Annotated in this window: 15 protein-coding genes; 6 read left to right on the top strand and 9 right to left on the bottom strand. The window is 70.7% G+C overall.

Annotated features, from left to right (window positions below):
* Window positions 1-2: 2 nt before the first annotated feature.
* From OG299_RS03255 to OG299_RS03225, 7 genes are all read right to left on the bottom strand, one after another.
* Window positions 3-1,505: a SulP family inorganic anion transporter gene (locus OG299_RS03255; protein WP_327360387.1), complete on the bottom strand. Its 1,503-nt coding sequence runs from the start codon at window positions 1,503-1,505 to the stop codon at window positions 3-5.
* A 103-nt stretch (window positions 1,506-1,608) separates the two neighbouring features.
* A complete protein-coding gene (locus OG299_RS03250) occupies window positions 1,609-2,874 on the bottom strand; it encodes a hypothetical protein (RefSeq protein WP_327360386.1) in 1,266 nt (421 codons plus the stop codon).
* Between the two features lie 29 nt (window positions 2,875-2,903).
* Entirely contained in the window at window positions 2,904-4,268 is a 1,365-nt protein-coding gene (locus OG299_RS03245) for a pyridoxal phosphate-dependent decarboxylase family protein (RefSeq protein WP_327360385.1), read from the bottom strand.
* A 71-nt stretch (window positions 4,269-4,339) separates the two neighbouring features.
* Window positions 4,340-4,918, bottom strand: a complete 579-nt coding sequence (locus OG299_RS03240; protein WP_266638082.1) for a hypothetical protein — start codon at window positions 4,916-4,918, stop codon at window positions 4,340-4,342.
* Window positions 4,919-4,974: 56 nt separating this feature from the next.
* Window positions 4,975-5,829: a DUF5995 family protein gene (locus OG299_RS03235; RefSeq protein ID WP_327360384.1), complete on the bottom strand. Its 855-nt coding sequence runs from the start codon at window positions 5,827-5,829 to the stop codon at window positions 4,975-4,977.
* On the bottom strand, window positions 5,826-6,401 hold the full coding sequence (locus tag OG299_RS03230) for a hypothetical protein (RefSeq protein WP_266638078.1): 576 nt from the start codon (window positions 6,399-6,401) through the stop codon (window positions 5,826-5,828). Before OG299_RS03230 ends, OG299_RS03235 begins: the two co-directional genes overlap by 4 nt.
* An 80-nt stretch (window positions 6,402-6,481) precedes the next feature.
* Window positions 6,482-7,471: a GlxA family transcriptional regulator gene (locus tag OG299_RS03225; protein ID WP_327360383.1), complete on the bottom strand. Its 990-nt coding sequence runs from the start codon at window positions 7,469-7,471 to the stop codon at window positions 6,482-6,484.
* Between the two features lie 96 nt (window positions 7,472-7,567).
* Between OG299_RS03225 and OG299_RS03220 the strand changes: the two genes are divergently transcribed.
* Window positions 7,568-8,386, top strand: coding sequence for a dienelactone hydrolase family protein (locus OG299_RS03220; RefSeq protein ID WP_266638074.1), 819 nt, complete (start codon window positions 7,568-7,570; stop codon window positions 8,384-8,386).
* 27 nt (window positions 8,387-8,413) lie between these two features.
* Here the strand turns inward: OG299_RS03220 and OG299_RS03215 are convergent, their stop codons facing one another.
* Entirely contained in the window at window positions 8,414-9,175 is a 762-nt protein-coding gene (locus OG299_RS03215) for a maleylpyruvate isomerase family mycothiol-dependent enzyme (RefSeq protein WP_327360382.1), read from the bottom strand.
* A 170-nt stretch (window positions 9,176-9,345) separates the two neighbouring features.
* Between OG299_RS03215 and OG299_RS03210 the strand changes: the two genes are divergently transcribed.
* On the top strand, window positions 9,346-9,714 hold the full coding sequence (locus OG299_RS03210) for a hypothetical protein (protein WP_327360381.1): 369 nt from the start codon (window positions 9,346-9,348) through the stop codon (window positions 9,712-9,714).
* An 84-nt stretch (window positions 9,715-9,798) separates the two neighbouring features.
* A complete protein-coding gene (locus OG299_RS03205; RefSeq protein WP_327360380.1) occupies window positions 9,799-10,023 on the top strand; it encodes a hypothetical protein in 225 nt (74 codons plus the stop codon).
* 34 nt (window positions 10,024-10,057) lie between these two features.
* Here OG299_RS03205 and OG299_RS03200 read toward each other — a convergent pair whose 3' ends face one another.
* Window positions 10,058-11,002 carry a nucleoside hydrolase gene (locus OG299_RS03200; protein ID WP_327360379.1) on the bottom strand — a complete coding sequence of 315 codons (945 nt, stop codon included), beginning with the start codon at window positions 11,000-11,002 and terminating at the stop codon, window positions 10,058-10,060.
* Window positions 11,003-11,180: 178 nt separating this feature from the next.
* Between OG299_RS03200 and OG299_RS03195 the strand changes: the two genes are divergently transcribed.
* The 3 genes from OG299_RS03195 to OG299_RS03185 all read left to right on the top strand — a co-directional run bounded on the left by OG299_RS03195 (window position 11,181) and on the right by OG299_RS03185 (window position 13,818).
* Window positions 11,181-11,906, top strand: coding sequence for a ribonuclease H family protein (locus OG299_RS03195; protein WP_327360378.1), 726 nt, complete (start codon window positions 11,181-11,183; stop codon window positions 11,904-11,906).
* A gap of 230 nt (window positions 11,907-12,136) precedes the next feature.
* Complete coding sequence (locus OG299_RS03190) at window positions 12,137-13,510, top strand: ferredoxin reductase family protein (protein ID WP_327360377.1); 1,374 nt, start codon at window positions 12,137-12,139, stop codon at window positions 13,508-13,510.
* A gap of 59 nt (window positions 13,511-13,569) precedes the next feature.
* Window positions 13,570-13,818: a hypothetical protein gene (locus OG299_RS03185; RefSeq protein ID WP_327360376.1), complete on the top strand. Its 249-nt coding sequence runs from the start codon at window positions 13,570-13,572 to the stop codon at window positions 13,816-13,818.
* Window positions 13,819-13,823 lie beyond the last annotated feature (5 nt).

Raw genomic sequence — 13,823 nt, 5'->3', positions numbered from 1 at the left:
GGTCAGCCGGCGGACGCGAGCTCGCCACTCAGGGTCTTGTGCAGGCGGGCGCTGGGCTCGTTCAGTCCCGTGATCTCGACGCTCTTGCCGCGCTGCGCGTACCGGTGCTCGATCGCGTCCAGCGCGGCGACCGATGAGGCGTCCCAGATGTGCGCGGCGGACAGGTCGATGACGACCTTCTCGGGATCGCCGGCGTAGTCGAAGCGGCCCACGAGCTCGTTCGAGGAGGCGAAGAACAGCTCGCCGGTGACGGCGTAGACGACCTGCCCGCCGTCGGGGTCCGTGACCGCCGTGACGTCGGCGAGCCGGGCGACACGCTTGGCGAAGATGACCATGGCGGTGACGGATCCCGCGACGACGCCGACGGCGAGGTTGTGGGTGGCGACGACGCAGGCCACGGTCACGGCCATGACGGTGATCTCGCCCGCCGGCAGCCGCTTGAGCGTCTTCGGCGCGAGCGAGTGCCAGTCGAAGGTCGCGAAGCAGACCATGATCATGACGGCGACCAGGGCGGCCATCGGGATGTCGGACACGACCGGCCCGAAGACGATGCACAGCACCATCAGGAACGCGCCCGCGAGGAAGGTGGAGAGCCGGGTCCGTGCGCCGGAGACCTTAACGTTGATCATGGTCTGGCCGATCATCGCGCAGCCGCCCATGCCGCCGAGGAAACCGGTGACGATGTTCGCGATGCCCTGCCCGACGGACTCGCGGGTCTTCGACGAGGGCGTGTCGGTGATCTCGTCGACCAGCTTCGCCGTCATCAGGGACTCCATCAGCCCGACGAGCGCCATGGCGAAGGCGTACGGGGCGATGGTGGTCAGGGTGGCGAGGGTGAACGGTACGTCGGGCAGTCCGGGCACCGGCAGCGACGACGGCAGTGCGCCCTTGTCGCCGACGGTCGGCACGGCGATTCCCGCGGCCACGGTGATCACCGTAAGGATCACGATCGAGACCAGCGGGGCGGGGACCGCGGTGGTGATCCTCGGGAACAGCACCATGAGCGCCAGACCCGCCGCGAGCAGCGGGTACACGGCCCACGGCACGTCCCGCAGCTCCTTCACCTGGGCCATGAAGACCAGGATGGCGAGCGAGTTGACGAAGCCGACCATCACCGAGCGCGGGATGAACCGCAGCAGCTTCCCCACCCCCAGCGCGCCGAGGACGATCTGGAACACCCCGGCCAGGATGACCGCGGCCACCAGGTACCCGAACCCGTGCTCCCGGTTCAGCGGGGCGATGACCAGGGCCACCGCCCCGGTGGCGGCGGAGATCATCGCGGGCCGGCCGCCGACGACGGCGATGGTGACGGCCATGGTGAACGAGGCGAACAGGCCGATCGCCGGATCCACCCCGGCGATGATCGAGAAGGAGATCGCCTCCGGGATCAGCGCCAGCGCGACCACCAGTCCGGCCAGTACCTCGGTGCGCAGCACCTTCGGCGACAGCCAGGACGGCCGGACGCCGCGCAGCCGCGCGGGTATGGAGACAGCAGAGTGAGGCAAGAGGAGCAGACCTGTCAGGCGGGCACACCGCCAACCGGCAGGCGGACGTACGGAGGGACGGAACGACCCTCCAAGGTACCGTGCCGACGCCGCCGCGGGGCGGTCACACCAGCACCCCGGAGAAGAACATCGCCCCCAGGAGGGCGTACTGGATCGTGCAGAAGGCCAACAGCGGTACCTGCACCCATCGGGACATGTGGGTGACCAGGATGAGCCCGACGAACATTTGTGCATGATTGCGGTACCACGACATTTCCGCGCCGGCGAAGAACGGCAGCAGGAAAATCGCCGCCGTCAGAATCAAGGCGGCCCACTCCCCGGTGCCGAGCCGGTGGTTACGGATGAGCCGGACCGCGGCCGTCGCCACGACGAGCAGGAAGAAGACCGCATTCAGCCAGAGCTGGGTCCTGTGCGCGGTGAGGCCGTCCTCCACCAGCCATGGCAGGTGCCCTTTGGGCCGGTACCAGCCGCTGAACGGGAAGTCGTACGCCCTCCTCATCTCGTCGAAGGGCTGACGCAGGCCGCCTTGCTGGTAGCTGGACTTCTGGATGGCCTCGTACGCGTCCCAGCGGCCCGTCGCCTGCCACATCAGCCATGTGGCCCAGAGGACGCCGCAGCCGGCGACGGCCGCTGACGCCCCGGCCTTCGCGAGCCGTACGGGCCACGTGTCCCGCTGCCATGCGAAGAACGCGCTCAGCAGCAGCATGCCGACGGCGACTGCGCCGACCGGATGGCAGGAGGCCGCCACGAAACCACCAGCAGCGGCTATGCCCCAGGAACCGCGCTTCACTCCGGCGGTACAGACGAGCAACGCCAACGTTCCGGTGGCGATCGGGAACATCGCATGGAAATAGACGCCGCCGGGGAAAACCGCACCGATGGCGAGGGTGAGGCCGGTCGCCCAGGTGAGCCGGGCGCCGATCAACCACCACAACACCGCGAACATGCCGAACAGGGACGCCTCGGTGACGACGACAGCGGATGTCTCATAGGAAAGACCGGTGGCGGAAACAGCCCGGACCGACATCGGGTAACCGGGAAACCAGGCGACATTTCCGCACAGCACATCGGGAAAGTTCGGGTAGCGGTCCCGGCACCGAAACATCTCGTAACCGGTCTTGGCGATGGACAGATAGTGTTCGGAATCCCAGCGGCGGCGACCGTCCGTGGACCAATACGCCACGTGGGATCCATCGCCGGAAACAGAGGCTTTCGCGATCAGCCAGGTGATGAGGTTGGCCATCAGCCACGCGACGACCGGGGGCAGCAGACGGTGCGGCCCATCGCGGCGCGACGGCCGGATCCGCGCGGACAGCCCGCCGGGCCGGCCCGACCCCTTGGCCAGGAGGCGCTGAGTGATGCTCTCCACGCCGTCATGGAACCACGGGCGGAGCCCCGTCACGTGATGGCTGCCCGCCGGATCGCGTCGAGCGTGCGCGTCACGTCGTCGTCGGTCGTCGACCAGTTGCTCACCGAGATCCGCATGACACGACGACCGTGCCAGGTGGAGCCACTGATCCAGGCCGTGCCGTCGTCGAGCAGCCGGGTGAGCACCCGCTCGGTGCGTTCGTCGCTGCCGAACTCGGCGCAGACCTGTGTGAACACCACGTCGTTGAGGACGGTCGCGCCCTCGATCCCGGCGATGCCGGCGGCGAATGCGCAGGCGTGTCGGCACAGCCGCTCCACGAGGTCGGCCACACCCGATCGGCCGAGGGACCTGAGTGCGGCCCACACGGTGAAGGCCCTGCCACGTCGGGAGAGCTCGGGCACCTTGTCGATGGGGTCGCCGTGCTCGTCCTGGATGAGGTAATCGCCCTGCAGGCCCATGGCCGCCCGGAGCGCGGACGGGTCGCGCACGATGGCGAGCCCGCAGTCGTAGGGGACGTTCAGGGTCTTGTGGGCGTCCGTCGCCCAGGAGTCGGCGTCGGTGCAGCCCGCGGTCAGGTGTGCGTACGTCGCAGAGGCGGCCGCCCACAGCCCGAAGGCGCCGTCGATGTGCACCCATGCGTCCGCCTCGCGAGCGGCACGGATCGTTTCGACGAAGGGGTCGAAACCGCCGGAGTGGATGTCTCCTGCCTGGAGGATCACGATCGTCGGGCTCTGCCCCCCGCCCGCCAGGGTGCGCCGCAGGGCCTCCGGCTCGATGCGCCCCTGATCGTCGGCCCTCACCAGTTCCGGACTACCGAGCCCGAGATAGCGCAGCGCCAGGTCGACGGCCATGTGGCGGTCCTCGCCGGCGACGGCGCGTACACGCGGACCACCTGCGAGGCCGTCGTGGGCGACGTTCCGGCCGGCGCGGCGCAGCACCGCGTCGCGCCCGGCGGCGAGGCAGGTGAAGTTCGCCATCGTGGCACCCGTGGTGAAGCCGACGGCGCTGCCGCTCGGCAGGCCGAGCAGATCGAGCAACCACCCGCCGGCCACGTCCTCCACCGCCGCGTACGCGGGTGAGGCGGCGCGCATCACGCAGTTCTGGTCCCAGGCACTGACCAGCCAGTCAGCGGCCAGCGCGGCCGGTTCGGTGCCGCCGACCACGAACCCGTAGAAGCGACCACCGGGGAACGCGGTGAGCCCCGGGTCACAGGCCGTGGCCAGGAGGTCGACGACGTCGTGCGGTGTGCTCGGTCCGTCGGGCAGCTCGGCACCGAGCGCCCGCACGATCTCGTCGACCGAAGCGCGGGCGGGGACCCCGCGCTCGTCCAGGCCCGCCAGCCAGCGCGTGGCATGGCCGTACGCTCGTTGGAGCGCCTTCTCACGCGCGTCCATACCTCGGACTATGGGACCGCCTCGGCTGCCCCGCAAGCCACGCCCCGCTCGGCGATCGCGTCGCGCCAGGCTCAGGGGTGCGCCGCCGGGCGGGTGAGCGGGCCGCCGTCGACACCCAGGTCGGTGCGCATCACGGCGCGGAGGTCCTGCCCACGGCTCCAGAGTTCCTGCAGCTCGTCGTGTATCTCCTGGAAGGAGCCGCCCGGCACCGGGTGGCCCTCCTCCAGCCGCATCGTCCGACCGTAGAGTTCCGACAGCGCCGTGGTCATGGCGTCCAGCTCGTCCATCACCGCCGTGGAGGCGATCATCTGCGCCTCGGCAAAGGCGGCGTGGTGCGCATGCCGGGCGGCCTCCATCGCCTGCCGGCCCTCCGGTGTGACCTCCCCCTTCTGCACCAGCCACAGGAAGTTCATCAGCTCGACCCGGTGGCGGCGGTACGCGGCGTTGGCCGCCACGTAGCAGCCGCGCCGCCGCTCCTCCTCGGCGATCTGCCGCTCGTGGAGCCGTACGGCGTGGTCCGTCCGCTGCTGGCGGTCGAACTGCTCTGCCTGGGCACGGGCCGTCACACGCTGGGACAGCACGGGGGCGAGGAGCGTGCCGACCACGCCGACGGTCGCGGCGGCCAATGCGACCAGAGCTGTGCCCACCATGCCTCCACCTGATCCGGGACGGTTCCCCACGACCCTAACGGCCCGTGGACCGCACCTCAGACGGACCGCAGGGGCGCCTCCACGGGAGTGCCCGGTGGCGGCCACCGCCGCCGGGAGGGGACCACGGCCCGCAGGACCCGGAACGCCTGGCGGCGCCTCCAGTCGTCCGGCGAGCGGAACTCGGCGATGAACGCGGCAGTCGACCTGCTGATGGAGCCCTTCGCCCCGGCGGTCGCCCGCGGATCCCGGAGCCTGTCGCAGTTGAACCAGGCCATGCCCCGCGCGACCCGGATCCCGTAGCTGGTGAACAGTTCGTCGTCGCCGGTGAACAAGCGGTCCAGCGCATGCAGTCGACGGCAGTACCGGGCGGAGATCTCGTCCTGGACCACGTCCACGGAGGAGGCCAGGAGGTCGTTCATCCGGTGGAAGTCGGCGATGTGGTCGCGGAGTTCCCCGTGGCCCGCCCGGGCCAGGGCCTGGAGGGCCAGCGGCAGGTCGTACGACATGTGGGCCATCATCGAGAACAGCACCTCCTCCAGGACGTAGGAGTGCCGTACGGTCGAGGCGGCGTACACGTCCCGCCAGGGCTTCGGGATGCTCTCCGGCATGTCGGCGGAGCGGACTTCCCCGCGGGGACGGGGGCCGGTGGCCCGCCAGGTGTCGATGGCGTCCATCGACGTGAAGTAAGCCGTGGCGAGGGAGACGGAGAGCTCGGCGACCCACTCCGGCGTCCTGAAAGCCAGCACGTTGGTCCGCAGGTTCGCGGCGAGGTCCGAGCTCAGCCGGAAGTACGTGTACGCGAACACGGCGCGGGGGTCCCGCGCGGCGTCGTACCGCATGACGCGGGAGGTCAGTTCTGCGACGACCCCGAGAACCCTGTCGGCGGCCACAGCCGTGGCGTCCTCCGTCATGAGATCCGGCGGGCGCTCTCCGTCGCCTTCGCCCAGTCGCACACGAGCTCGCCCGCGAGGCTCTGCCGATCGGCTCCCACCTCGTACGTCGCGGTCCAGGGGCTCCCCAGCAGCGGCATGTGGTAGGTGGAGCCCAGGCCCGAGGGGTGGATCTCCGCGGGGTAGGTGAACTTCCGCGTCAGGATGGCCGGGACCGGACTGAACTGCTCGTTCGCCTCGACGGTGACACCCCTGCCGTCAGGGGCGAGGACGTACCGCTCCTTCAACAGGTACAGCGTCACCCCGAACTTGGAGACCCTGACCACGTTGTCGGCGACGCCGAAGGCGCCCGCGGACGGGCTCGCCACGATGGTCGAATCCAGCCTGGACGGCCCGGTCAGCCGCTGCGTGAGGTCCATGGCGACGACGAGCGCCCGGTTCAGCAGCCCGACGCCGCGGGTCCGGCGGAGGCGTCTCCAGGACGTGACCCGGAAGGTGAACAGCCCCCGCCAGTCGCCTGTCCCCACGTCGAAGTAGTAGACGTGACTGGGGGCGTCTGAGCGGGACGGTGAACCGTCCACATGGTTCGTCACGTTGTGTAGCGTACCGGCCGCTGTGCGCACGAAGTGTGAGGGGAGAGCGTGTCTTCCCCTCGGTGCCCGCTTCGCCGAGTTCAGCCGCCGCGGTCATCGTGCCGACGGAACGTCGCGCGGTACTCCCTCGGCCGCCGGCCGGTGTGTCTGGCAAAGATTCCGCTGAAGGTACCGGGGTCGCGGTACCCGACGTCGGCGGCGATGCCCGCGACGCTCCGGTCGGTCGTCTCCAGCAGGTGCCGAGCCCGACGTACCCGGGCCGCCTGCAGGTAAGCGAGGGGCGTCCGGCCGGCTTCGTCGCCGAAGCGGCGGAGCATGGTCCTCGTGCTCACGCCGAAGGCCAGGGCGAGGGCGGGCAGGTCGTAGCGGGCTTGGAGGTTCTGGTCGAGCCACCGCTTGACGTCGGCGGAGAAACCGCTGCCCGGCGCGGGCAGGAGCCCCGGGTCGACGTACGGAGCCTGCGTGGACCGTGCGTCGTCGACGAGGGCGATGCGCGCCGTGCCGCGGGCGATGTGGGGGCCGTCGTGCTCGCGGATGAGGTGCAGCGCGAAGTCGAACATCGCGGTGAAGGCCGCGGTCGTCGTCACACCGCGGTCCGTCACGACCAGCTCATCCGCTCGGACACGCACGTCGGCGTACCGACGGGCGAACCGGTCGGCGAACAACCAGGACGTCGTCGCTTCGCGCCCCTGGAGCAGGCCGGCTTCGGCGAGGAGGAAGGCGCCGACACAGATCGATACGACAGCGGTCCCGGAAGCCGCCTGTGACCGGATCACCGCTGTTTCCGGCCTCAGGTTCGCGAGCGTCGCATCGAGATCGAGCGTGGGCGGCGCATCGAAGCCCGGAACGATCAGAACGTCAGCGGGGCGAACCGCCGAGACGTCGATGGCGGACCCGCCGGACGCGGTCACCCGCCGCCTCGGGGAGACGACCGACGTCTCGTACGACGGCTGCGCCGTGCCGTGCGCTGCGGCGACATGAGTGGCCATGGTCAACAGGTCGGGGACTGCGAACACCTCCGACGCGAAGCAGCCCGGGTAGGCCAGCACACTGATGCGCAGCGGACTCATGCGGCTCCTCCGGTGCCCGGCGGGTGGCGGTATCACCGTGATACATGGCGATACCGCCGCTTCTCAAGGGGACAGCCTCTCGTCATGATCTCGGTCATGACAACCATGCGAGGGCAGAACGACCCCTTGGACGACTTCTCGCGGAGAGCCGTCAGCGTCGACGACGTCAGCAAGACCGTGTACGTCGCCGGGTCGGGACCGGCAGTCGTCCTCATGCCCGAGATGCCGGGCATCAGCCCCGACGTCGCACGGCTGGCACGCTGGGTGCGCGACGCCGGCTTCTGCGTGTACGTGCCTTCTCTCTTCGGCATCGACGGTGCCTATCCGCTCGCCGAGGCGGCCGGGACGATCGTCCGGCGCGCCTGTGTCAGCGCCGAGTTCCGGGCGTTCGCCGGCGGCGGCACCAGCCCCGTCGTGTCATGGCTGCGAGGCCTCGCCCGCATCGCGCACGCCGAGCGGGGCGGACCCGGCGTCGGCGCCGTGGGGTTGTGCTTCACCGGCAACTTCGCGTTGACCATGGCGCTCGAACCCGCCGTCATCGCACCCGTGGTCAACCACCCCTCGCTTCCCCTCGACGACCCCGGCGGTCTGGAGATCGGCGACGAAGACGCTGCTGCCGTGGCGGAACGCATCGGGCGGGACGGGCTGAAGGTGCTCGCCTACCGCTTCGAGAACGACAGGTGGTGCACCGGCCGGCGGTTCGCGGCCTACCGGGCGCTGCTCGGCGATGCATTCGACGGCCGCGTCCTGCCGGCCGACGCGGCGCACACGAACCCTCCGCCGTTCTTCCGTGACGTCGTCGGGTGCGCCCACAGCGTCGTCACGGCGCATCTCGTGGACCAGGAAGGTCACCCGACGGTGCAGGCCCGCGACGAGATCATCGCCTTCCTGGCCGACCGGCTCGGGCGGAAATGAATCGCCCGGGCAGCCCGCAGGCGACGTCTAGAAGGCCGAGTGGGCGAACCAGTGGGTGAGCAGGTCCGGGTCGCCGAGCAGGCGGAAGGCGTCGCTCCGGCGGTCCAGGCGGCCGTAGAGGAGCAGGAGCAGGTCTGCAGCCGAACCCTGCACCGTGGCGTCCGCCGCACGGGGCTCGGCGCTGTCGGCCACGAGCCCGAAGCCGTCGGGGTGCAGGCCGATCAGCCAGTCGCCGGCGCCGTCCGTGCAGCTGAAGCGTACGGTCCGGTCAGGGGCGCGCAGTTGGCCGGTCAGCGGTGCGAAGGAGGATGCGAACGGCAGGTTGGTGAGGAACTCGTCGATGCCGTCGACCGCCAGTACGCGGTCGATGTGCGGTGAGATGCCGAGTGCGAGCTCTGCGTCGGCGCGGTGGACGAGGGTCTCGAAGAGCATGCGCCGGACCCAGAACCGGGCATGCTGGTCGACTCCCCAGGCCCACATCGGTGCGTCCAGGTCGGTGGCGGCGAACACCTCGGCGGCCTCCGCGGCGCTCGCGGCCAGCCAGTCGGGGAGGCCCTCGGGGTCCTCCGGCAGGCGCAGGTCCACCTCTCGGCTGGTCGGCGGCTGCTGGATGCGCCGGCGAAGCAGCGCGGTGAACCAGCGGTGCACGCTGCCGACGTGCTGCGTGAGGTCGGCGAGGGTCCAGCCGGGGCAGGTCGGCACGGGGGTGGAGAGGTCGGCCGCCTTGACCGTGGCGACGAATCGGGCGGTCTCGGCTGCGACGGCCGCTCCGTGCTGGGCGGGGTTCATGTCCGGCCTTCCTCTGGTGGTGCGCCCCGGGTGGCGAGAATGCTTAAGGAGCTAGATGATTGATACCCTTAAGTAATGGTGAAGGTATTTCGCAAGCGCTGAGGATGTCAACTTCAGCCTGCACCGATCCGAGGGACGAAGAATCAATGACGCTGAAAGAAGGCCAGCGGGTGAAGCTGGCCGCGGACACCAGGCTGACCGATTGGGTTGCGATGACGGGGGAGCCCGCGACGCCGCCGGACGCCGTCGCCGGGTCCGTGTACCTGGCAGCAGGCACCGAGGGCACCGTCGAGCGGGTGGTCGAGCACCAGCATCAGAGTCACGAGGCTCGCGAGTACGAGCGGCTCAAGTCGCTTCTCGACACCTTCGGCCGCGAAATGCCCACGGAAAGCAGGCGGCAGCTCGAAGAGCAGGTCGGCTCCCTCGAACCCGCGTGGATCGCCTACGAGGAGCAGCGGCACCGCGTGACCGTCCGCGTCCGCCTCGACCTCGGGTTCATCCTTGACGACACCCGTGAGGAAGTCTTCACGCCCGCCTGACCAACTCCGCCCGGATCGCGCCGTCGTGGGCGTCCCGTTCACATGACCCGTGTCGATCCGGCGCAATTGTGAGACGCTCGCAGGGTGAGTGATGTCAGGTGCACGTACTGCGGGACCGTCGGCCTCGAGATCGGATTCGTCGAGGACACCGGCGAGGGGTCGCGGGGCTACGCCCGTTGGATCGTAGGGCCGTTGGAGCGAGGCCTGTTCGGCGGCGCGAAGCGGTTGGGGCGGCCCCGCCGCCAGATCGACGCCTACCGCTGCCCGAAGTGCGGCCACCTGGAGCTCTTCGCCACCCAGCCCGTCTGACGGCCGGGCCGCGCCGTGACGACCTGCGGACCGGTCAGGCCGTACGGTCGCCGAGAGCCGTCACGGCGGCGACCATCCGGTCCCAGAACAGGCCGCTTTCCAGAGTGAGCGCCACCTGCGCGTTCACCGGTCGGTCCGTGTACCGGTGCAGATCCACGACGGTGGCGCCCCGTGTGTACCGGCCCTGCAGCTCGACGACCACGTTCGCATCCACGCAGCCCACGATGCCCGGGTCGATCACCCGGGCGACGGCGACCGGATCGTGCAGCGGCGGGTCCGGGAACCCCCACAGCGTGCGGTAGGTCGACCCGAAGAAGGTGAGCAGCTCGGCGCAGACGTGCCCCAGTTCGGTGCCCAGCCGCTCGAATCGGGCGACGATCTCGGGTGTGGCGAGCGCTTGGTGCGTGACGTTCAGACCGCACATGGTGAGCGGAACACCGCTGCGGAAGACGATGTCCGCGGCTTCCGGATCCGCTTGGATGTTGAACTCGGCGGCCGGGGTCCGGTTGCCCCGCTCCGTCGAGCCGCCCATGAGGACGATCTCCCGGATGCGGGAGGCGACATCGGGATGGCGGGTCAGCAGCAGGGCGATGTTGGTCAACGGCGCCGTCGGGACGAGGGTGACCGGCTCCGGGTGCCGGGTCAGGATCCGGTACATGAGGTCCACCGCGTGCTCGGCGACCACGTCCACGGTGGGTTCGGGGAAGCGCGGCCCGTCGAGACCGGACACGCCGTGCACGTCGTCCGCCACCTTCAGTGCCTGGACCAGCGGGCGGGCGCAGCCGGCCGCGATGGGCACATCGGTGATGCCCGCGACCGTGCAGACCCGGCGCGCGTTCAGTGTGGTCTTCTCGAGCGTCTGATTGCCTGCGACCGTGGTGATGGCCAGCAGGTCGACTGCGGGGTCACCCGCCGCAAGCATGATCGCGAGGGCGTCGTCGTGTCCGGGGTCGCAGTCGATGATGATCGGTACGGGCACGCACTCTCCTGCCGGGCGGCGGTGACCCGGCCCATTGTGCCGCTCGGGCACCCTCGAGGCCAGGAGGCTTTCGGCCCGGCTGCGGAGAATTCCCGGCCGACGCCCACCGTCGGCTCGCTCCCGTGCCGTCCCCACGAGCCGAATGCGCGGCGGGGCGGCGGTGGTGCATGATCGGGGGATGTCTGATCGCATCATTGCCGCTTGTGACGGCGCGGCCAAGGGGAACCCCGGACCGGCCGGCTGGGCGTGGGTCGTCGCCGACACGCAGGGCCGACCGGAGCGCTGGGAGGCCGGACCGCTGGGCCGGGCCACCAACAACGTGGGTGAGCTCACCGCCCTTCAGCGGCTGCTGGAGTCCCTGGCCCCGGCGACCGCCGTCGAGGTCCGGATGGACTCCCAGTACGCCATGAAGGCGGTGACCCAATGGCTCCCGGCCTGGAAGCGCAACGGGTGGAAGACCGCGGCCGGCAAACCCGTGGCCAACCGGGAGCTCGTCGAGCAGATCGACGCGCTGCTGGCCGAGCGGGACGTGGAGTTCCGCTATGTCCCGGCGCACCGGGAGGACGGCGACCACTTGAATGCGATCGCCGACCAGGCCGCCAGTGACGCCGCCGTCACCCAGCAGGCGGCCGGCACGGCACTCGGCAGCGCGTCGATGCCCGTGCCCGCTCCCGCCCGTACGTCCGCGTCGCGCTCGAAGCCTGCAGCCGGAGCCGGAGCCGGAGCCGGAGCCGGAGCCGGAGCCGGAGCCGGAGCCAAGAAGTCCACCCGCAGCCGGAGCTCGATCAAGGCGAAGTTCCCCGGCAGCTGCCCCTGCGGAACGCCGTACGCGGTCGGCGACATGATCACCAAGCTCGACAGCCGCTGGGGGCACCCGGGCTGCGCCAGTGCCCTAGAAGCGTAAAAAATTGCCCAAAATGCGCGGCCGCATGTGCTAGGCGGTCAGTCGCCACGTGTCTGTACTGCAGGAATGCAAAGCCGAAACGGCGGCTGCGCAAAGCCGTCAGCCCGTCGATAGGGGGCACCTATATGTCTCAGGAGCGGACATATAGCCCTTATCGCCGTCCGTGACGCAAGTCATCGCCATTGCTTGATGCGAGCGAGTTTGCACATAGTTGCCGATGTGAAACGGACTTGGCATGGCTCTCCCGCGCGTCCTCCCGGCCCCTCGACCGCCGCCGGCCCCGGCGCGCGGCGGCGCAGATGAAGACCGCGCCCGCGCGGCTGCGCGCCGGCCTGGCCGGCGGGGCGGCCGCCGTCACCCTGCTGTGGGCCGTGCAGGTGCATCCGTCCGCCCGCCCCGACGAACTCATCGGGGCGGCCGCACACCTCACCGGGCTCCTCGCCGGCTACGGGATCCTCGCCATGCTCTTCCTGATGGCGCGCGTGCCCGCGGTCGAGCACGGAGTGGGCGCCGACCGCCTCGCCCGCTGGCACGCCTTCGGCGGCCGGTGGGTTCTGGTCCTGTGCGGCGCCCACGGGCTGTTCGCCCTCCTCGTGTACGCCCTGCGCACCGGGACCGACCTGCTGACCGCCACCGGGGCCCTGTTCCGGTACCCGGCCGTCACCGCCGCGTTCGCGGGAGCCGTGCTGCTGGCCGGGGTGGGGCTGTGCTCCGCCCGGGCCGTCCGCCGCCGGGTCTCCCACGAGGCGTGGCGCGGCATCCACCTCCTCACCTACCTCGCCGCCGCGCTCGGCTTCGTCCACCAGCTCGCCGGCCCCGATGTCGCCGCCACCGCCCTCACCGCCTGGTTCTGGGCCCTGCTGCACACCGTCGTCGGCGTACTGCTCGCCTGGTACCGCGGGATCGTCCCGGTCCGGCAGGCACTGCGGCACGGGCTGCGCGTCGCCACCGTCGAACAGGAGGGCCCCGGGGTGGTCTCCGTCACCGTCCAAGGCGGCCGGCTCCGCGAACTCCGGGCCGAGCCGGGTCAGTTCTTCCGCTGGCGATTCCTGACCGGTGGCCTGTGGCACACCGCCCTGCCGTTCTCGCTCTCCGCACCCGCCCGCGACGACCGCCTCCGCATCACCGTGAAGGCGCTCGGCGGGCACTCGCGGCGCGTGCGCGGGCTCCGGCCCGGCACCAGGGTCCTTGCGACCGGCCCGTTCGGTGCCCTCACCGAACGGCGGCGCACCCGCCCCAAGGTGTTGCTGATCGCCGGCGGCATCGGGATCACTCCGATGCGCGCCCTCTTCGAGTCCCTGCCCGGGGGCCCCGGCGACCTGACTCTGCTGTACCGGGCGGGCGACGCCGATCAACTGGTCCTGCGGGATGAGCTGGAGGCCATCGCCGCCGACCGCCAGGCCGCACTGCACTACCTGGTGGGGCGCTCCGACGCCGCGTACGACCCCCTCGCGCCCCAGGCCCTGCGTGCGCTCGTTCCCGACCTGTCCGACCGTGACGTCTACCTCTGCGGACCGCCCGGCATGGCCGATGCGACCACTGCCGCACTGATCAGGGCAGGCGTCCCCGCCGCGCGCATCCACACGGAGTGCTTCACCTACTGAGCCCGCTGCATCCGCTGCATCCACTGAGCCCACTGGACCTACCGAGGACCCGATCCGCGATGAACCGGTACCCCGCACGCCAGGAGCCCCGTCCGCAGGGCGACACCGCCCCCCGCCCCGCCCCGTACCCGCGGACCCGCCGGGCGGCCGCCCGGCACCGGAAGGGCCCGCGCTCCAGGTGGCTCGTCGCCGGGCTCGCCCTGGCCAGCGTGCTGACCGCCACGGTCATCACGGCGACCGTCGACCCGGCAGCGCCGTCCCCGTCCCCGTCCCCGGACGGAAAGGCGAGCCTGCAGTCCGCGCACTGACCGAC

The organism is Streptomyces sp. NBC_01296 (assembly GCF_035984415.1).
Lineage (GTDB): Bacteria > Actinomycetota > Actinomycetes > Streptomycetales > Streptomycetaceae > Streptomyces.
The sequence above is the reverse complement of the archived record's forward strand: the minus strand, read 5'-3'. Positions and strand labels throughout refer to the sequence as shown.